An 18,155-nucleotide genomic window follows, 5' to 3' on the forward strand; every position below is an offset into this window, starting at 1 on the left:
ATGCCGCCAGACAAGCTGGAGGAAGAGCAGATGCCGACAACCGCGCGTCTCGTTGCTGCCGTGCTCATGGCGGCGCTCGGCTGGGGTGTGGCCACCCTCGCCACCGCCTATCTGCCCGAGGGGCAGCCGGTGGGGCTGTTCGCGCCGGTCATGGCGCTCTGGGGCGTGATCGTCGGATGGATCTGGACGGGCCGGAAAATCCAGGAGGGCAGCGGCAAGCCGCTTGGCGTCGGCCTTGTCGGCGCGGCGCTGCTGGTATTCTGGGTGCTGCTGTCTTTCGCGGGCTTCGAGATGGTCCGCCGCGCCACCCGCGTGCGCTATGGCGGCCCGGTCGAAGCGCTGGAAGACATGATGAAGATCGCGATGGAATATGTGCGCGACCAGATGCAGCCTGACGTGATCGGCGCGCTGGTGATCGGTGGCGCGCTGGCCGGCGTGCTGACCGCCTGGGTCGCCCGGCGCTTCCGGTGAGCCTGCCACTGTTTTTCTATGGCACGCTGTGCCATGCGCCCCTGCGTGAAGCGGTGCTCGGGCTCGGTCATACGGTGAACGAAGCCCGGCTCGCGGGCTATTCGGTGCATTGGGCCGAGGGGAGCGACTATCCGGTGATCGTGCCCGATGCCGCGGGTGTGACGCTGGGGATCGTCGTTGACGGGATCGAGGCCGGGGCCGAGGCGCGGGCCAACTGGTTCGAGGGCGGGTTCGGCTACCGGCTCGAAGAGGTCCGTGTGGCCGTCGACGGGCGCGGGGCGGTGGCGGCGCGGGTCTATATGCCGGATGGCAGGCTCACGCCCGGCGCGCCCTGGTCGCTGGACGATTGGGTTGGTGCTCATGCGCCGGTCTGGCTGCGGGCCGCCGAGGAGGCAATGGCCGTCTTCGAGCAGGAGCGTGGCCGGGGCGCGTCGCTCGCCGCGCGCTGGGAGATGATGAAGCAGCGCGCCGCCACGGCGCTCCGGGCACAGGCGCGCATCGCAGGCCATGTGCGCCGGGTGGATTACAGCACCGAGCGCGACGTTGCCGTCGAGCAGGCGCGCCACCCCCATACCGGCTATTTCAGTCTGCAGGACCACGATTTGCGCTATCGCCGCTTCGACGGTGCGATGAGCGCCCCGGTGCGCCGGGCCGGCTTCGTCGGCGGCGATGCGGCGACGGTTCTGCCCTGGGATCCCGAGCTCGATGCGGTGCTGGTGGTGGAGCAGTTCCGCGCCGGGCCGTTCTTTCGCGGCGATCCCCGGCCCTGGACGCTGGAGCCGATCGCCGGCCGGGTCGATCCGGGCGAAGACCCGGCAGCCTGCGTGCGGCGCGAGGCGATGGAGGAGGCGGGGCTTGCGCTCGGCCGGCTGCACCGGATCGCCGATTACTACCCGAGCCCCGGCGCGGTGAGCGAATTCGTCTATTCCTTCGTCGCCGAGGCGCAGCTTTCGGGCCGGGGTGGCGAGTTGGGCGGGATGGACGATGAGCACGAGGATATCCGTACCCACCTGATCCCGCGCGAAGAGATCATGGCGCTGGTGGCGAGCGGCGAGGTGGCGACGGGGCCGCTGATCCTGTCGCTCTACTGGCTGGAGATGTTTCGCGAGAAGCTGTGGCGGGGTTAGGATACCCGGCATGCAGGCAGCCGGAACGCCCTCCCATGACCGCTGGCAAATCGGGGCCGATGTCACGCGATTGCGCGGTTCGCGCTGCTTGAGTTCCCGCCCCGCGCCGCCTACACATTCAGGAGCGGCAGAACGTGGAAGGGCAGCGGCATGGACAAGCGCGAAACACTCTCCGAGCTGGTCGGCAACACGCCGCTGGTGAAGCTCAAGGCCGTATCCGAGGCCACCGGCTGCGATATCTACGGCAAGGCGGAATTCATGAATCCGGGCCAGTCGGTGAAAGACCGCGCGGCCCTGTGGATCATCCGCGACGCGGTGGCGCGCGGGCAGTTGCAGCCCGGCGGCACCATTGTCGAGGGCACTGCCGGCAATACCGGGATCGGGCTGGCGCTGGTGGGTGCTTCGATGGGGTTCAGGACGGTGATCGTGATCCCCGAGACGCAGAGCCAGGAAAAGAAAGACATGCTGCGGCTGGCCGGGGCCGAGCTGGTGGAAGTGCCCGCAGCACCCTACCGCAACCCCAACAATTTCGTGCGCTATTCCGAGCGGCTGGCGAATGAGCTGGCGCGCACCGAACCCAACGGCGCGGTCTGGGCCAACCAGTTCGACAACGTGGCCAACCGGCAGGCGCATATCGAGTCCACGGGGCCGGAAATCTGGGAGCAGACCGGCGGCAAGGTCGATGGGTTCGTCTGCGCGGTGGGCTCGGGCGGCACGCTGGCGGGGATCGGCATGGCCTTGCAGCCCCGGGGTGTGAAACTCGCCATCGCCGATCCAATGGGGGCGGGGCTTTACAGCTATTACACCACCGGCGAGATCGCGATGGAGGGCAGCTCCATCACAGAGGGGATCGGCCAGGTGCGGATCACCAGAAACCTTGAGGGCTTCACCCCCGACATGGCCTTCCAGGTGCCCGACGAGGAGGCGCTGCCCTATATCTTCGATCTGGCCCAGCAGGAGGGCATGGTGCTCGGCGGCTCCTCGGGCATCAACATCGCCGGCGCGGTGCGCATGGCGCGCGAGATGGGGCCGGGCCATACGATCGTGACGGTGCTGGCCGATTACGGCACGCGCTACCAGTCGAAGCTGTTCAACCCGGCTTTTCTGAAAGAGAAGGGCCTGCCGGTGCCGGGCTGGCTCGACCGGGCGCCCGCCGCCTTGCCGCAGGTGTTTGAAGAGGTCTGACCCGATGCGCCGGTTTTCCGCCCTCGCGGCGCTTCTCGCGCTCCTGACCCTTACCGCCCTGCCGTCCACCGGCCGGGCGCAGGAGGCGGCGGGCGGCGATGGCGCGGCGGTAAGCGCCGCCGGGGCCGAGAGCGCGCCGGAGCAGGTCTTGGCGGAGGAGGGCGCGGCGCAGCTCGCGCCCGGTTCCACCACCTCGACCATCGACTACGCGGCCTGGGAACGGGTCGCGGTGCGGGCCGAACAGGCGGTCGAGGCCGGGCGGGCCTCGGATCAGGCGTTGCAGAACCTGCGCTCGGAACTGGTGGGCTGGCGCGAAGTGTTCACCAGGGCGCGGGCCGACAATCAGGTGCGCATCACCACGTTGCGGACCCAGATCAACACCCTCGGCCCGGCCCCGGCGGAGGGCGAAACCGAACCGGTGGTGATCTCGGAGACGCGGCTGGAACTGACCCGCCAGCTTGAAGAGGCGCAGGCGCCGGTCAAAGCGGCCGAGCTTGCCCTTGCGCGGGCCAATGCGCTGATCAACCAGATCGACAGCACCTTGCGCGCGCGCCAGACCGACGCGCTTTTTGCCCTCGGGCCGACGCCGCTGAACCCGGCGCTCTGGGGCAAGGCGGCCGAGGAGCTGCTGACCACCTTCAACCTGAGCTGGGCCGGTGTCACCTCGTCCTGGCAGACCGAGACCCAGCGGGCCGAATTGCGCAAGAACCTGCCCGCCGCGCTGGTGCTGGCGGTGCTGGCGCTGGTGCTGCTGGTGCGGGGCCGCATCTGGGTGATGCGGGTTGGTGTCAAGATGCGCGAGCGCGGCAGCGGCGCGACGCTCGACGTCTGGAGCTTCATCCTGTCTCTCGGGCAGGTGCTCCTGCCGTTCTTCGGCCTCGTCGCGCTGATGGAGGCGCTGCGGCTGACCGGCGCGCTCGGCCTGCGCGCCCAGCTTGTGGCCGACACGCTGCCGGGAGCGGGGCTGCTGTTCTTCACCGCGCGCTGGATCGGCAACCGGGTGTTCGGTCAGCCCGGTGCGGATTGGCAGGTGTTCGATCTGACGCCGGCCAGGCGCACCGAAGCGCGGCTTTACAGCGCGACGCTCGGCTTCCTGCTGGGCCTCTATGCCGTCCTGCAGCGGGTGATGGAGTATGAGAGCTATTCCGATGGCAGCCGCGCGGTCTTGCTGTTTCCGGTGCTCGGCGCGGTGGCCTTTCTGCAATTCCGTCTCGGCCAGATCCTGCGCCGCCATGCGCGCGAGGTAACCGGCGAGGGCGAAGAGGGCGGCGGATTTCTCGCCCGCAGCGCCGGGTTCGTGGGGCTTTTGCTGAAGATCGTGGGCGTGTTGGGGCCGGTCGCCGTGGCGATCGGCTATACCGGGCTCGGCGACCGGATGTTGATTCCGACCGTGATGTCGCTCGGGCTGATTGGCGTCGTGCTCGCGCTGCATCACTTCTTCGTCGATCTCTACGCGCTTGTTGTCAGGGCCGATCAGGCCCAGGCACAGGAAGCGCTGGTGCCGGTTCTGGCAAGCTTCGTCGTCGCGCTGCTGGCGATCCCGGTGCTGGCGCTGTTCTGGGGCGCGCGAGTGACCGATCTCACCGAACTCTGGACGACGATCGGCCAGGGCGTCACCATCGGAGATACGGTGATCGCACTGTCCGACCTGATCACCTTCGCCATCGTCTTCGCCATCGGCTATGCCGCCACCCGGCTGGTGCAGGGCACGCTGAAGAGCACGGTTCTGCCCAAAACCCGCCTCGATATCGGCGGCCAGAACGCGATCAGCTCCGGCATCGGCTATGTCGGCATCTTCGTCGCGGCGCTCGTCGCCATCACCTCTGCGGGGATCAACCTCTCGGCTTTCGCCATCGTCGCCGGCGCGCTCTCGGTGGGCATCGGTTTCGGCCTGCAGAATATCGTGTCGAACTTCGTCTCCGGCATCATCCTGTTGATCGAACGGCCGATCAGCAAGGGCGACTGGATCGAGGTTGGCGGGCAGATGGGCTTCGTGCGCGATATCTCGGTGCGCTCGACCCGGATCGAGACCTTCGACCGCACCGATGTGATCCTGCCCAACTCCGATCTGATCTCGGGCGTGGTCACCAACTACACGCGCGGCAATTCCGTTGGCCGGGTGATCGTGCCGGTCGGTGTCGCCTATGGCACCGATACCAAGAAGGTCGAGGACATCCTCAGGGAGATCGCCAATAATCACCCGCTGGTCACGGTGAATCCGCCGCCCTCGGTCTTCTTCATGGAATTCGGGGCCGACAGCCTGAATTTCGAGATCCGGGCGATCCTGCGCGATGTGAATTTCAAGCTCGCGGTGCATTCCGAAATGAACCACGAAATCGCCCGGCGCTTTGCCGAAGAGGGGATCGAAATTCCCTTCGCGCAGCGCGATATCTGGCTGCGCAACCCCGAGGTGCTGGCAGGCGCGGTCGCCCCGCCGCCTGCCGCGCCGAAACCGAAAGCCCGCCGCAAGCCCGCCGCCCGGCCGGACGAGACCGATACCGCCGCCGCGCGCGCCCAGCTTGATGTCGAGGACATGCAGGATACCCACGGATACGGCAAGGAAGACAGCGAAGATGACTGACCCCCTGTATCGCGACGATGCCTATCTGCGTGCCGCCGGCGCGCGCGTGACGGCGCAGACCGAAAGCGGCGGCGTGGTGCTTGACCGGAGCGTTTTCTATCCCACAGGCGGCGGCCAGCCCGGCGACCGGGGCTGGCTGCGCTGGGAGGGCGGCGAGATGGCAGTGGCCACCTGTGTGAAGGGCGAGGGCGACGACATCGTGCTGGTGCCGCAGGAGGGTACTGCGCTGCCGCCCGTGGGCGCCGAGGTGGAACAGCTTATCGACTGGGATATGCGCAGCCGCCACATGCGGATGCATACGGCGCTGCATCTGCTGTCGGTGGTGCTGCCGTTTCCGGTGACCGGCGGGGCGATCGGCGCCGAGAAGAGCCGGCTCGATTTCGCGATGGAAGACCCGATTGACGACAAGGACGGGGTTGAGGCAGCGTTGAACGCCCTGATCGCACGCGATCTGGCGGTGACGACCGACTGGATCACCGATGCCGAGCTCGACGCCAATCCGGGGCTGGTGAAGACGATGTCGGTTCAGCCGCCGCGCGGCGCGGGCCGGGTGCGGCTGGTGCGGATCGGCACCGAGGCGGAGCAGGTCGACCTGCAGCCCTGCGGCGGCACCCATGTGGCGCGCACCGTCGAGATCGGCCCGGTGCGCATCGGCAAGCTGGAGAAGAAAGGCCGCCTCAACCGCCGCGTCAACATCCACCTCGCGGAATAGGAACGGATGGCGGCGATGGCGGACGAGACCAAGCCCCCCGAGGACTGGCGCAGCGCCAATCGCGCCACATGGGACGAGCGGGTGGGCCTGCATCTTGCGGCGGAGGCTTACGATCTTGCGCCGTTGCGGGCCGGACAGGCGGCGCTGCATCCGATCGAGGAGGCCGAGACCGGCGATGTGGCGGGGCTGAAGATCGCCCATCTGCAATGCCATTTCGGCCGCGACAGCCTGATCCTCGCCCAGAAGGGGGCCGAGGTGGTGGGGCTGGATTTTTCGCCTGCCGCCATCGCCGCCGCCCGGGCGCTGGCGGGCGAGCTGGGGCTCGCGGCGCGCGCGCGCTTCGTCGAGGCCGATCTCTATGCCGCGCCAGAGGCCCTGGCGGCGGAGGGGCCGTTCGATATGGTCTTTGTCACCTGGGGCGCGATCGGCTGGCTGCCGGACCTTGATGGCTGGGCGCGGGTGGTGGCAGCGCTGCTCAGGGAGGGCGGGCGGCTCTACCTCGCTGAAGGCCACCCTTTCGCGATGGTTTTTGAGACCGACGACCTCGGCGCCGACGAGGCCGGCCGGCCGCGCTGGTACATGCCCTACCTCGATTTCGGCCTGTGGAAAGACGAGGCCCCGCGCGACTATACCGGCGATTTTCCCGCGCTGAAGGCCGGGCATGAATATTGGTGGGATCACCAGCTCGGCCATATCCTTACCGCGCTTGCCGGGGCAGGGCTGCGGCTCGACTGGCTGCATGAGCACGACGCGGTGCCCTGGCCGATGTTTTCGGTGCTGGAGCCGGCGCCCGGCGGCATGTTCCGCTGGCCGGGCAAGCGCTGGCTGCCACTGTCATTTTCGCTTTTTGCAACGAAAATGGCCCGTTGAGCAATCTGGCGGTAAAAGTTTGGCCCTGACCGGTTGCATGGAGTAAGCTGGATTTATGTAAGGCCGACCGGGCCGTGCCTTTCCGGGCGCAGCCATTGAGAAGAGGGTCCGGTTGCTGAAATTCTGGGGGATAGTTCTATGAAGACATTATGGGTTCTTGCCGTTCTGGCCATTGTGATGGGCGCGCCCGCGGTTGCGCAGGATACAGGTGGGATGACGGCGGCGCCGGTTCAGCCGGCCGACTCGACGGCGGCGCCGGTGGCGGAAGATCCGGCTGTCGAGCTGACATTCTGGGATTCGATCAAGGACAGCGACAACCCCGACCTCTTCCTCGCCTATATGCAGCGCTATCCCAATGGGGCCTTCCGGGTGATCGCCGAAGCGCGGCTGAAAGAGATCTACAGCGGCGGCAACGACATGGCCGAGGATGACGGCGACGCCGATACCGAAGAGGCCGCGCCGACGACGCAGATCATCACCGTCCAGCCCGCGCCGACGCAAACCGCGCCTGGCGTCAGCCGGCGCGACATTGCGGCGGGCATTCAGCGCCAGCTGAGCCGGCTTGGCTGCTACCGCGGTGCCGTCGACGGAATCTGGGGACCGCAATCGCGCGCCGCCGCCCGGCGCTTCAACCGCAATTACGGGGCCACGAATATCGCGGTGAACAGCCCGAACCTGAATGCGCTGCGCAAGTTGCGCGGGATCAATCGCCGGGTCTGCTTCTAAACGCCTGGAGGGGCGGTCGATTTTCCGCCCCTCTCCCTCTTGCCACCCGACTGGTTCAGAGGATAGATAGCCCGCACGGAGAGGTGGCCGAGTGGTCGAAGGCGCACGCCTGGAACGCGTGTAGGCGGGAAACCGTCTCCAGGGTTCGAATCCCTGTCTCTCCGCCACCGACATAAGTTATTGATATTGAATGAAAAAACACCGGTAATTCGGTCGTTTTTTCCGTAAGTTATGCCTGCATGACCTATCCAGAGACTCGCTTGTGAGACCGTTTTTCCGGCACCGCCGCGATGGGTCTCTGACGGGCGCATCTGCGGGTTCGGTTTTGACCCAAAATTCCCTGCCAGCAGGGAATTTGCAGGGAATTTGTTCGGATTTCGCCTGATTTCGGCGCCATGCGGTGGACTAACCTGTTTGGTATCAGTGGCTTAGAGGGAAATTCCCTGGGCGGATAAACAGGGAATACGCACGGAATTCTCACATCGGTCACTGAGATCATTGCGTCCCCTGGGAGTCCAACGCAAATCCAGTGCCGGAACGGGCTCTCAGATCCCGTACATCCTCTCCTGTTCTCGCCAATCTAGCGGGACCGGTTGTCGCAAGATCTGACGCAGTGTCAGTTCTGGAGAGAATGTTCCGTTTACGATCGCCAGCTGAAGTTTTGGGGAGAGGAAGGCGAGGGGCGTGCGGGTCCGGATGAATGCGTCGTGGTGGCCGGCCTTGCGAGCAATCTCGATGAGCGGGGTTCCATCCTGCAGTGCTGAGGCCCACCGATGTGCATCGGCAAGCGTACGGCGCAGCACGGGGTCGGGATTGGGTGCCGTTGTGCCGAGCGCCAGTTTTGCCTCGACGCCGCGGCGGCGGAGGTGAACCGGTGCCGACAGATCGAGGAGATCGGGCGAAAGTTCACTGGCCGGAAAATGGAGCGCGTCGGACAGCACGGCGGGATCGAGAGTTAACACGATCTCCCTTGGTGCGATGGTGCCCCCGACAAGGAGGCTGCGCAGCAGATCGGGGTCGCGTGCGCGGAGCGCCCGTACGAGATCTCGCGCTGCGGTGAGGAGGGCAGGATCTGCGCGGAGATCTGGCTTGGCCTGCAGCCGATGGTTGGTTGTCGCCTGTAAGATGTGATCGGCAACGGCATTGGCGACCAGCGTGTCGAGCTTTCGGCCGGGCAGGCGCCATCCGGTGGAATCCGGCCCTCCAGAGATCAGTCGGTTCGAGACGAAATAGGGATGGCGCTTGCCGGCCTTGAGGCTGTGGGTCGGCGTCAGCCGGTCTCGTCGCGGAGCTTCCCGGTGAGCGTCGCTGTCTCCGCATCGGTCCTGCGGCCGCGTTTGCGCCGTGATGCCGCCTTCAGCTTCACCTGTACGTTTTCCCAGAGTGCTTCATCGACGATCGCCGGGTGACGCCCAGGCCAGACCCGGTCTTTGTGGCGGATCTGGCCACGGTAGACCGGGTTTGTGAGGATCTTGTGTATCTGCCCGGCTGAGAGATGTCCGCCGCCCTGTTCCCGGCCGGACTGAAACCGGTGCAGCTTCGAGCGCAGGTCGGCGTCGGCCGCGGCCCGTTCGACGTCCGTGATCTTGCCGTGCTGGTCGTACAAGGTGAAAAGGGTGCGAACTGTTTCGGCCTCGCGCGCATTGACCACGAGTTCGCGAACCAGGGGATCGGGATGTGGATCGTAGCCCAGGGGCGGCAGGCCGCCCATCCACATTCCCAGCTTTTTCGAGGCGGCGATCTTGTCGCGGATCCGTTCGGCTGTGACCTCGCGCTCGAACTGGGCGAAAGAGGGAAGCACGTTGAGGGTGAGACGCCCCATCGAGGACGCGGTATTGAAGGCCTGGGTGACGGAGACGAAGGAGCAGCCGGCGGCGTCGAACCGCTCGACGAGCTTCGCGAAATCGGTCAGCGACCGGGTGAGGCGGTCGATCTTGTAGACCACGACCATGCCAATGCGGCGGGCATCGATCTCGGGAAGGAGCCGGGTGAGCGCAGGGCGGTCGAGCGTGCCGCCCGAGACGCCGCCATCGTCGAAGCGGTCGCGCGCAAGGATCCAGCCCTCGTGTTTCTGGCTGGCGACGTAGGCCGCGCGGGCCTCGTGTTGGGCGTCGAGCGAGTTGAAGCTCTGGTCCAGCCCGTCCTCAGAGGATTTGCGGGTATAGATCGCGCAGCGGATCTTCGGGGCCGACATCAGCCTGTCGCCTTCAGGCCGAAGAAGCGCGGCCCCGACCAATGTGCGCCAGTGATTGCCCGGGCGACGGCTGAGAGCGAGGGGTAGGTTTCCTTGTCCCAGAGATAGCCGGTCTCCGTTACCTCGACCACGTGGGTCACCCCGTTCCATTCCCGGAGCAGTCGCCCACCAGTATTGAGGATTGGTGACGATGGCCCTCCAACGCTACCCGCCCGCCGTTCCAGGTCCGCGACAAACCCTTTGGGCAGTGCGCCATAGCGGCGGGCATGAACTTCGAAAGCGAGGAACCGGCGTAGGAAGGCCTGGCTCAGGCTCTTCGGTACCGGGGTCTTGAAGATATGGTCCCAGGCGGCGATGAGCGCCGCCCGGTCCATTGTCTCGATTTGATCGACGGAGAGCTTCATGCGACCTCCGGTGTCGCAGTGATCCGGTAGATGGCTGTGCCGCCGTCCTTTTTGGGGGGCAGGCGGTCGATGGTATAGCCGGCCTTGCGCAAGGTGCTGAGGGCGGCCCTGACAGAATGCGGCTGCCAGCCGGTGGCGTCCTGCAGAGCGGTGAGATCTGTGCCGGATTTGCGCTCAAGCAGCCTAAGTACAAGAGCGGATTTGGTCTCTCGGCGCTGGGTTTTGGTCGTCTTGGTCATGATGTTCTCCTCGGGTTCACGGGCCGTTGGGATTGCCTGGCCCTCACCGAGGCGCGCCCGGGCTCTGAACCGGGCGTGGGACCAATGACGCTCTCTTTGGCGACGAAGTCCAGTCCGTTTTTCGGTTTCAGAAATCCATGCCCCCAAAGGTCGTTTGTCAACTTTACTATTTTTAATCAATGCCTTGACTGATTTTGATCTTGCGTCCCCGTGCTGGATGCGCCATGATTATCTTGCCCGTATCGGAAAGCTCAGTAGAACGCTTTCCGATACCACCGACGGGTATCAGCTCAAACCGCGGTGGTGGTTCGACGTCCTTTTTGTTTGCGTCGAATCCCTTGGAGACCCCGCTTCTTGGAAAAGAAGGGAGTCCTCATGGGCGAAGATCTATCTCAACAAACTCCAACTAACCTGCATGCCGGCAAGAACGACTTATTCCGGGAAGTCACTTCCGTCTGGCTGCTGGTCAATCTGATCGACCAGGCGCCGCGCCGGGTTCGGAGGGTTCTGGAGCGCCAGACCGAAGCCGTGATGCGGTCGATCAAGCGCTTCGGTTTCCGGATTCCGCTCCTTGTGCGCAACAAGCCAGGGAGCGAGCGTTACGAGGTGGTCGATGGTCATACCCGGCTCGCGGCCGCCCTGCGTCTGGGCGCGGAGAAACTGCCCTGCATCCTGGTCGACGACCTTCCCGATGTCGAAATCCGCCGTCTGGTCCTATCGCTCAACAAGCTGCAGGAAACCGGCGAATGGGACCCCGATGTCCTGCGCCTGGAGATCAACGAGATCATAGAAATCGACGGAGACTACGAAATTCCTGGTTTCGAGATTCCGGAAATTGACCTTCTTCTGCAGGACCCATCGGTCGATGGTTCGGACCCTGATCCGCTAGATGATCTCGCTGGTTTGACTTTTGACAGTGCCGATCCGGTGACGAATTTCGGAGATGTCTGGGTTGGTGGCGGCCACACAATCGCATGTGGGCGAGCGCAGGACGTGTCGGGCATCGCTATTGCGGCCTCGATGGGGCCCCCGGCGATGGTAATCACTGACCCGCCCTTCAATCTCCGGGTGAATGGTCACGTCAGCACGATTCCGGGGCGCCACGGGGAATTCGCGGAAGCCTCGGGCGAGATGCAGCCTGAGGAATTCACCGAATTCCTGGTGAAGAGCCTAGGCGCCATGATCGCGATGCTTCAACCAGGTGGCATAGCATTTGTCTTTATGGACGGCGGTACCAGCGGGAGCTCATTTCGGCCCTTCGCCAGCTGGATGTGGAATTGATCAACTTGGCGGTCTGGGTCAAACCAGCAGCAGGGATGGGAAGCTTCTACCGGTCACGCCATGAGCTCGTCTTCGTTGTCCGCAAACCCGGAGCGCCCCACCGCAATAACGTTCAGCTCGGCAAATATGGTCGTAATCGCTCCAACGTCTGGGAATATGGCGGTGCGACGAGCGGCAACACCGACGAGGATGATTTCTCGGTACATCCGACCGTCAAGCCGGTCGCGATGATCCGCGATGTCTCGGCGCCAGGCGACCTCGTCATCGACTGTTTCCTGGGTTCCGGCAGTACGTTGATCGCCGCTGAAACGTCACACCGGCGTTGCGTCGGCGTAGAAGTCGAGCCTGTCTATGTCGATCTGGCGCTTCGGCGCTGGATGGCGCTGACGGGAAATAATGTCCGTCTCGCCACAACCGGCGAGACATTTGAGCAAGTCGCGGAACGGCGGTCCGTCAAGCTCTTGCCAGCGCCCGCCGAGGAGGGGACCGATGTCTGATGATTTCGAAGTGGGCTACGGGCGCCCGCCCAAACATGGGCAGTTCAGGAAAGGGCGCTCGGGAAACCCAGCGGGCCGCCGGGCCGAACAGGAGCGCTTCGCATCGGTGTTGCGTGAGGAACGGGCCAACGAAATCGTCATGAAGATCGGCGACAAGAAGATCAAGGCGTCGGTCATGCGCGGGCTGACGAAGCTGATGATCAATATGGCACTTTCTGGCGACAAGAAGGCACTTTCCGAGCTCATGCGGCAGATCAACCGATATTTTCCAGAACCACCGGCACATGAGGACGCGTCACTGCCTCCCACGGACGACGATCTGAGGATCCTGGAAAGCTACGTCCGGCGGCGCCTTGCGCAGGACCAGCGTGGCGAAGGGGAGGCGGACGATGACCAGCAATTCTGACCTCAGTGCGGTCCTACGGCAGGATTTCAGGGCCTTTGTCGAAAAGGTCTTTGCGACCTTAAATCCGGGCCAGAAGTACGTGGACAGCTGGCACATCGGTGCGATCATCTGGCTTCTGCTGAGCGTGGAAAACCGCGAGACACGCAGGGCCATGATCCATGTTCCACCTCGGATGTTGAAATCGATCATAGTGTCAATTGCGTGGCCAGCATTCCTGCTCGGCCACAATCCCTCGTTGCAGGTCTTTGTCGTCTCCCACAGTCTCGACCTGGCCCAGGAACATCACGCTGCTTTCAGAAAGATCATCGAGTCGGACTGGTACAAGGATGCCTTCCCAACAATGTCCCCGACAGCTGACAAGGACACTACGCTGATGCTCAGGACGAGCCGCGGTGGGTTCCGAAAGGCGCTTTCCGTAGAGAGCAAGATCACGGGGCAGGGCGCAGATATCATAATCCTGGACGATCCTCTCGATGCTTCGGACGCACTGAACGAGGCGGCCTGCGCAAAGCTCAATCACTGGATCGACACGGTCCTCATGCCGAGGTTCAACAATGCTGCCGACGGGATCATGGTCCTTGTAATGCAACGGCTTGCCGTGAACGATCCCGCAGCGCACCTTAAGCGGCAGGGAAAGTGGACGGTACTGTCACTGCCGGCATGTGCAGAGACCGACATGAATGTTTCGGTTGGCCCTGACGATGTCAAACTGTATGCGAAAGGAACGTTGCTCAACGCGGTTTGTACTCTGGCAAAGAAAGGCATCGTGCTTCTCTCGCGCTACCTGCCGGGGCTCTCCGCATTCAAGCAAGGGCTCCTGGACTTCGCGAGCGGTGGTTATGTGAATCAGGTTGACGTTCCTGTTTCTCCCGAATTTTTTGCCAAAAGACACGGGTCCTGGCAGGCCCTCGGCAGAGAACCCCCTGTCAAAAGACCTGTCAAAAGAACGGCGAGAAAAGGATATGCGGCCTCGTGACGAATACAGAAGATAGCGTTGGATTCTGGTCGGGACCGGAGAAATCGTGCGAGAACAGTCTTTTCTCTGATATAACGAGCTTGGAAGGCTGAGGTCTTACCACTACACAACGCCCGCGCCGGAGATCATTGCCTATTTCATTGCGGTTTTTGCGTCAAGGTGCCTGTACGGGCGCGATGGCCTAAGACCCGCTGACGGACTGTTCCGGCCATTGCGGGCGCAGCCTAACGCTGCGATGAAGCTGATTCAAATCAGGCATCCATCGGCTGGGCCGCTGTGAAGCCCTTCGCTGGATCAGCGTCGGGTCATCCCTTAGATCTATCTCCGGACCGCTTGTCTGGTCTCTCCCTCAACGGATCGGAAGGAACACACCATGGAGTATCGCAAACTCGGCAACAGCGGCGCCGTCGTATCGCATCTTGCCCTTGGCACCATGACCTTCGGGCACGAGGCCGACGAAGCGACGTCGAGAAAGCTCATGAGCGACTACGTCGCGGCGGGCGGCAATTTCATTGATACCGCGGATGTCTACAGTCAGGGCCTCTCCGAGGAGATCGTCGGCCGGTGGCTGACCGACCACCCTGCCGATGCCGATAAGGTCGTCCTGACCACTAAGGCACGGTTCCCGATGGGGGACGGCCCGAATGATCTCGGCCTGTCGCGCGTCCACCTGCGTAAGGCGTTGGATGCGTCTCCGCCCGAACTGCGCTTCCGCTTCCGGCCCTTGGCCGACATTCGTAGAATTCGTTATTGCTGCGCCGCGGCTTCTCGAGAGTTGTCGTTCAAAACTCACCTATCGCAGGCCCTTCAACCCATTGGCGTTGGACGCCTGTTAAGGCAGAATTTGGTCCCGTGGATAACCGCAAGAACAACCCATTTTGGTATCGAAGCTGACCACACAGCGCCTGTAACTTTGCGAGATCATGCTCGTCACCGACGGCATTGGTGGACTTCTTCACTTCGACGACCAAAAAGTTGCGAAGATTGTGCCCACGCTCATGCACCATGATATCCGGAAAAACTCGATTGGTCGTCAATTCACCGTTCTCATCCGGCATCTCAATTTCTTTCGGTTCCAGGCCTGGACCCTTGCGATTGTACTCAATATCCACGCTGTACACCGGAAACTTAGGGTCCATCAGCATAGCCACCCGCATTCGGGATTGGCTTCAATCATCAAACCCCATCTGAAGTACCTGAGGGACGACACGCTAGGCACTGAACGCGAAGTCTGTATCATATATTGATATTAATTCAAAAAAAGTGAAGCGACAATTCATATTGTGATTGTCGTCGGCGTGATTTCCTGCCAGGTGCATGTCTGTCAGATTAGCGGAGCAGGAAATGAGCGCCGACCAAAAGCTATTGCGCGAGGCTGCGCTTGTCGGGGCCCGCTGGGTCGAGACGGGCGAAAACGCCATCGAGGTGCACAATCCCGCGACCGGCGCGCTGATCGGGCGCGTGCCCCGGCTGGGCGAGGTCGAGACCCTGGCCGCGATCGACTCCGCCGAGGCCGCGCAAATCGACTGGGCCGCGCGCACGGCCAAGGAGCGGGCCGTGATCCTGCGTCGCTGGTACGACTTGATGATCGAGAATGCCGACGATCTGGCGCGCATCTTGACGATGGAGCAGGGCAAGCCGTTGGCCGAGGCCAAGGGCGAAATCCTCTATGGCGCCTCGTTCATCGAGTGGTTCTCGGAAGAGGCGCGGCGCGTCTATGGCGACGTGATCCCGGGCCATGCGGCCGACAAGCGGATTGTCGTCATAAAGCAGCCCATCGGCGTTGTTGCCGCGATCACGCCGTGGAACTTCCCCAACGCGATGATCACTCGCAAGGCCGGCCCCGCGCTGGCCGCCGGCTGCGCCATGGTGCTCAAGCCCGCGGCGCAAACGCCATTCTCGGCAATTGCGCTCGCGGTTCTGGCCGAGCGGGCCGGGCTGCCAGCCGGGCTGTTCTCGGTCATCACCGGTGCCGCGCGCGCCATCGGTGGGGCGATGACCGCCTCGCCCAAGGTGCGCAAGCTCACCTTCACCGGCTCGACCGAGGTGGGGATCGAGCTGATGCGACAATCGGCGCCGACGGTGAAGAAACTCGCCCTCGAACTGGGTGGCAACGCGCCCTTCATTGTGTTCGACGATGCCGATCTCGACGAAGCGGTCGAGGGTGCGATCATCTCGAAATTCCGAAACAACGGCCAGACCTGTGTCTGCGCCAACCGGATTTACGTGCAATCCGGCGTTTACGACGCCTTTGCCAATAAGCTCTCGGCGGGGTTGGCGACGCTCAAGGTGGGGGCGGGCTGGAAGAAGACACGGTGTTCGGCCCGCTCATCGACAGCGCCGCCGTCGCTAAGGTCGAGGAGCACATCGCCGATGCCGCCGCCCACGGCGCGTCGGTTACTCTCGGTGGCAAGCCCCACGCGCTCGGTGGCACCTTCTTCGAGCCGACCGTGCTCACGGGCGTCACGCAGGACATGGCGATTGCCCGCGAAGAAACCTTCGGCCCCGTCGCACCGCTGTTCAAATTCGAGACCGACGACGAGGTCGTGGCCCTGTCGAACGACACCGAGTTCGGCCTCGCGTCCTACTTCTACACTCGCGATCTCACCCGCGCCTGGCGGGTGGGCGAGCGTTTGGAATACGGCATGGTGGGGATCAACACCGGGTTGATCTCGACCGCCGAAGCGCCGTTCGGTGGCGTCAAATCCTCAGGCTTGGGGCGCGAAGGCTTGCGCTACGGCATCGAGGAATTCATTGAAATCAAGTATCTCTGCTTCGGCGGGATCGCCTGAGGAGAAGTCCCATGACCAGACCCATTCCCGCCCGCGCGGTTGCCTTTCACGCCAACGGGGCCGACCGTTTTGGCGTGCTCACCGAGGCCGGTATTGTCGACCTGACGCCGGAGTATGGCGCACGGTTCACGGGGCTGAAGGAAGTGATCGAAGCCGGCGCGCTGGCCGAGGTCATCGCTGCCGCCGAGGGCCGCGCCGCGACCTTCGCGGAGGACGAGGTGCGCTTCCTCATCCCCGTCGCCAATCCCGAAAAACTCATCTGCATCGGCGTCAACTTCCCCGACCGCAACGCGGAATACAAAGACGGGCAGGAAGCCCCGGGCAAGCCGTCGATGTTCATCCGTTTCCCGCGCTCATTCGCCGGCCACGGCGAAAACCTGGTGCGTCCACCCGAAAGCCCGCAGCTCGACTACGAGGGCGAAGTGACCATCGTGATCGGCAAGGGCGGGCGGCGCATTTCGCGCGAGGACGCCTATGACCACATCGCCGCGATCACGCTCTGCAACGAGGGCACGATCCGCGACTGGGTGCGGCATGCGAAATTCAACGTCACGCAAGGCAAGAACTGGGACAAGTCTGGCAGCATCGGCCCGTGGCTCGTGCCCTTCACCAGTGCCGATCAGCTCGACGACATCAAGCTGGAGACCCGGGTGAACGGCGAGGTTCGCCAGCAAGACCGGACCGGCCGGATGATGTATGACTTCCGCTACATCGTGAACTACATCTCGACCTTCACCACGCTGGTGCCCGGCGACGTGATCGTCTGCGGCACGCCCACCGGAGCGGGCGCGCGGTTCGATCCACCGATCTGGCTGAAGCCCGGCGACGTGATCGAGGTGGAGGCCGAGGGGATCGGCATCCTGCGCAACGGCGTCGAGGACGAGCAATGCTGAGCGCGGTTGAGATCGAGGCCGCCGCGTCTGATCTTTTGGCGGCGGAAACGTCGCGCACCCAGATCGGGCTCTTGTCGCTCCGCCACCCTGGGATGACGCTCGACGATGCCTACGCAATCCAAACTGCCCAGATCGAGCAGAAGCTGGCGGCGGGCCGCGAGATCATAGGCTGGAAGATCGGCCTTACCTCGAAGGCGATGCAGGATGCGCTCGGCATCGACACGCCCGACAGCGGCGTGCTCTACGACGACATGCTGTTCCGGACCGGCGATACCGTACCGGCCGGGCGCTTCATCCAGCCGCGGATCGAGGCCGAGATTGCCTTCGTGATGAAAGCCCCGCTGGAAGGTGAGGTGAGCCGCGACGATGTGTTGGCGGCAACAGACTATGTCTGCCCCTCCATCGAGATCCTCGACACCCGCATCCTTCGCGCCGACCCCGAAACCGGTAAGGCGCGCATTATCACCGACACGGTGTCGGACAATGCCGCCAACGCCGGAATCGTGCTTGGCGCCGAGCGGCATGACCCGGCGGCAATCGACCTGCGCTGGGCCGGGGCCATCGTGAAAAAGAACGACGAGGTGGTTGCGACCGGGCTTGGCGCGGCGGTGCTCGACGATCCGGTTACGGGGCTGGTCTGGCTTGCGCGCCGCATGGGCCAATATGGCCAGCGGATCGAGGCAGGGCAGGTGGTGCTCTCGGGCTCGTTCATAGGCCCGGTCGAATGCCCGCCCGGCACCGAGATCCGCGCCGATTTCGGCAGCTTCGGCCGCGTCGATATCGACTTCGCCTGAGGAGACC

The 18,155-nt window shown here is 63.9% G+C and carries 18 protein-coding genes, 1 tRNA gene and 2 pseudogenes; 16 read left to right on the forward strand and 5 right to left on the reverse strand.

Translation table 11 applies throughout. The features are described from left to right. The 8 genes from QMG28_RS18645 (at position 1) to QMG28_RS18680 (ending at position 7,839) form a co-directional block, all read left to right on the forward strand. Positions 1-471: a TrgA family protein gene (locus QMG28_RS18645; protein ID WP_281843750.1), complete on the forward strand. Its 471-nt coding sequence runs from the start codon at positions 1-3 to the stop codon at positions 469-471. After that, positions 468-1,598, forward strand: coding sequence for an NUDIX domain-containing protein (locus tag QMG28_RS18650; RefSeq protein ID WP_281843751.1), 1,131 nt, complete (start codon positions 468-470; stop codon positions 1,596-1,598). The genes QMG28_RS18645 and QMG28_RS18650 overlap by 4 nt, the downstream gene beginning before the upstream one ends. A gap of 150 nt (positions 1,599-1,748) precedes the next feature. Beyond that, positions 1,749-2,783, forward strand: coding sequence for a cysteine synthase A (locus QMG28_RS18655; protein WP_281843752.1), 1,035 nt, complete (start codon positions 1,749-1,751; stop codon positions 2,781-2,783). A 4-nt stretch (positions 2,784-2,787) separates the two neighbouring features. Continuing rightward, positions 2,788-5,364, forward strand: coding sequence for a DUF3772 domain-containing protein (locus QMG28_RS18660; RefSeq protein WP_281843753.1), 2,577 nt, complete (start codon positions 2,788-2,790; stop codon positions 5,362-5,364). Next, complete coding sequence (locus tag QMG28_RS18665; RefSeq protein ID WP_281843754.1) at positions 5,357-6,076, forward strand: alanyl-tRNA editing protein; 720 nt, start codon at positions 5,357-5,359, stop codon at positions 6,074-6,076. Before QMG28_RS18660 ends, QMG28_RS18665 begins: the two co-directional genes overlap by 8 nt. A 15-nt stretch (positions 6,077-6,091) precedes the next feature. Continuing rightward, positions 6,092-6,946, forward strand: a complete 855-nt coding sequence (locus tag QMG28_RS18670; protein WP_281843755.1) for a class I SAM-dependent methyltransferase — start codon at positions 6,092-6,094, stop codon at positions 6,944-6,946. 138 nt (positions 6,947-7,084) lie between these two features. After that, on the forward strand, positions 7,085-7,672 hold the full coding sequence (locus QMG28_RS18675; protein ID WP_281843756.1) for a peptidoglycan-binding domain-containing protein: 588 nt from the start codon (positions 7,085-7,087) through the stop codon (positions 7,670-7,672). A gap of 77 nt (positions 7,673-7,749) precedes the next feature. Further along, a tRNA-Ser gene (locus tag QMG28_RS18680) sits at positions 7,750-7,839 on the forward strand. Between the two features lie 378 nt (positions 7,840-8,217). On the opposite strand, the gene QMG28_RS18685 is transcribed toward QMG28_RS18680, so the two are convergent. From QMG28_RS18685 to QMG28_RS18700, 4 genes are all read right to left on the reverse strand, one after another. Next, the gene (locus QMG28_RS18685; RefSeq protein WP_281843757.1) at positions 8,218-8,634 is read right to left on the reverse strand and encodes a hypothetical protein; all 417 of its coding nucleotides are present in this window, start codon (positions 8,632-8,634) and stop codon (positions 8,218-8,220) included. A 308-nt stretch (positions 8,635-8,942) separates the two neighbouring features. Next, the gene (locus QMG28_RS18690; RefSeq protein WP_281843758.1) at positions 8,943-9,866 is read right to left on the reverse strand and encodes a recombinase family protein; all 924 of its coding nucleotides are present in this window, start codon (positions 9,864-9,866) and stop codon (positions 8,943-8,945) included. Next, positions 9,866-10,270 (reverse strand): DUF2924 domain-containing protein, encoded by a 405-nt coding sequence (locus QMG28_RS18695; protein ID WP_281843759.1) that lies wholly within the window; start codon positions 10,268-10,270, stop codon positions 9,866-9,868. The genes QMG28_RS18690 and QMG28_RS18695 overlap by 1 nt, the downstream gene beginning before the upstream one ends. Further along, positions 10,267-10,509, reverse strand: coding sequence for a DUF3489 domain-containing protein (locus QMG28_RS18700; protein ID WP_281843760.1), 243 nt, complete (start codon positions 10,507-10,509; stop codon positions 10,267-10,269). Before QMG28_RS18700 ends, QMG28_RS18695 begins: the two co-directional genes overlap by 4 nt. A 375-nt stretch (positions 10,510-10,884) precedes the next feature. On the opposite strand from QMG28_RS18700, the gene QMG28_RS18705 reads away from it, so the two are divergent. The 5 genes and pseudogenes from QMG28_RS18705 to QMG28_RS20995 form a co-directional block, all read left to right on the forward strand. Then, positions 10,885-11,790 carry a ParB N-terminal domain-containing protein gene (locus QMG28_RS18705; protein ID WP_281843761.1) on the forward strand — a complete coding sequence of 302 codons (906 nt, stop codon included), beginning with the start codon at positions 10,885-10,887 and terminating at the stop codon, positions 11,788-11,790. Beyond that, entirely contained in the window at positions 11,781-12,287 is a 507-nt protein-coding gene (locus QMG28_RS18710; protein WP_281843762.1) for a DNA-methyltransferase, read from the forward strand. Before QMG28_RS18705 ends, QMG28_RS18710 begins: the two co-directional genes overlap by 10 nt. Beyond that, positions 12,280-12,693 (forward strand): DUF5681 domain-containing protein, encoded by a 414-nt coding sequence (locus QMG28_RS18715; protein WP_281843763.1) that lies wholly within the window; start codon positions 12,280-12,282, stop codon positions 12,691-12,693. Before QMG28_RS18710 ends, QMG28_RS18715 begins: the two co-directional genes overlap by 8 nt. Continuing rightward, positions 12,677-13,669: a hypothetical protein gene (locus tag QMG28_RS18720; RefSeq protein WP_281843764.1), complete on the forward strand. Its 993-nt coding sequence runs from the start codon at positions 12,677-12,679 to the stop codon at positions 13,667-13,669. The genes QMG28_RS18715 and QMG28_RS18720 overlap by 17 nt, the downstream gene beginning before the upstream one ends. 478 nt (positions 13,670-14,147) lie before the next feature. After that, a pseudogene (locus QMG28_RS20995) lies at positions 14,148-14,315 on the forward strand (aldo/keto reductase); the annotation flags it as partial. Between the two features lie 136 nt (positions 14,316-14,451). Here QMG28_RS20995 and QMG28_RS18730 read toward each other — a convergent pair. Then, positions 14,452-14,814, reverse strand: coding sequence for a hypothetical protein (locus QMG28_RS18730; RefSeq protein WP_281843766.1), 363 nt, complete (start codon positions 14,812-14,814; stop codon positions 14,452-14,454). Between the two features lie 172 nt (positions 14,815-14,986). Here QMG28_RS18730 and QMG28_RS18735 point away from each other — a divergent pair. The 3 genes and pseudogenes from QMG28_RS18735 (at position 14,987) to hpaH (ending at position 18,148) form a co-directional block, all read left to right on the forward strand. After that, positions 14,987-16,461 (forward strand): annotated as a pseudogene (locus tag QMG28_RS18735) (NAD-dependent succinate-semialdehyde dehydrogenase). An 11-nt stretch (positions 16,462-16,472) separates the two neighbouring features. Then, entirely contained in the window at positions 16,473-17,354 is an 882-nt protein-coding gene (locus tag QMG28_RS18740; RefSeq protein ID WP_281843767.1) for a fumarylacetoacetate hydrolase family protein, read from the forward strand. Next, a complete protein-coding gene (hpaH, locus tag QMG28_RS18745) occupies positions 17,348-18,148 on the forward strand; it encodes a 2-oxo-hept-4-ene-1,7-dioate hydratase (RefSeq protein WP_281843768.1) in 801 nt (266 codons plus the stop codon). The genes QMG28_RS18740 and hpaH overlap by 7 nt, the downstream gene beginning before the upstream one ends. The last annotated feature ends 7 nt before the right edge of the window (positions 18,149-18,155 follow it).

This window comes from Sinisalibacter aestuarii (assembly GCF_027923545.1).
GTDB classification, from domain to species: Bacteria; Pseudomonadota; Alphaproteobacteria; order Rhodobacterales; family Rhodobacteraceae; genus Sinisalibacter; species Sinisalibacter aestuarii.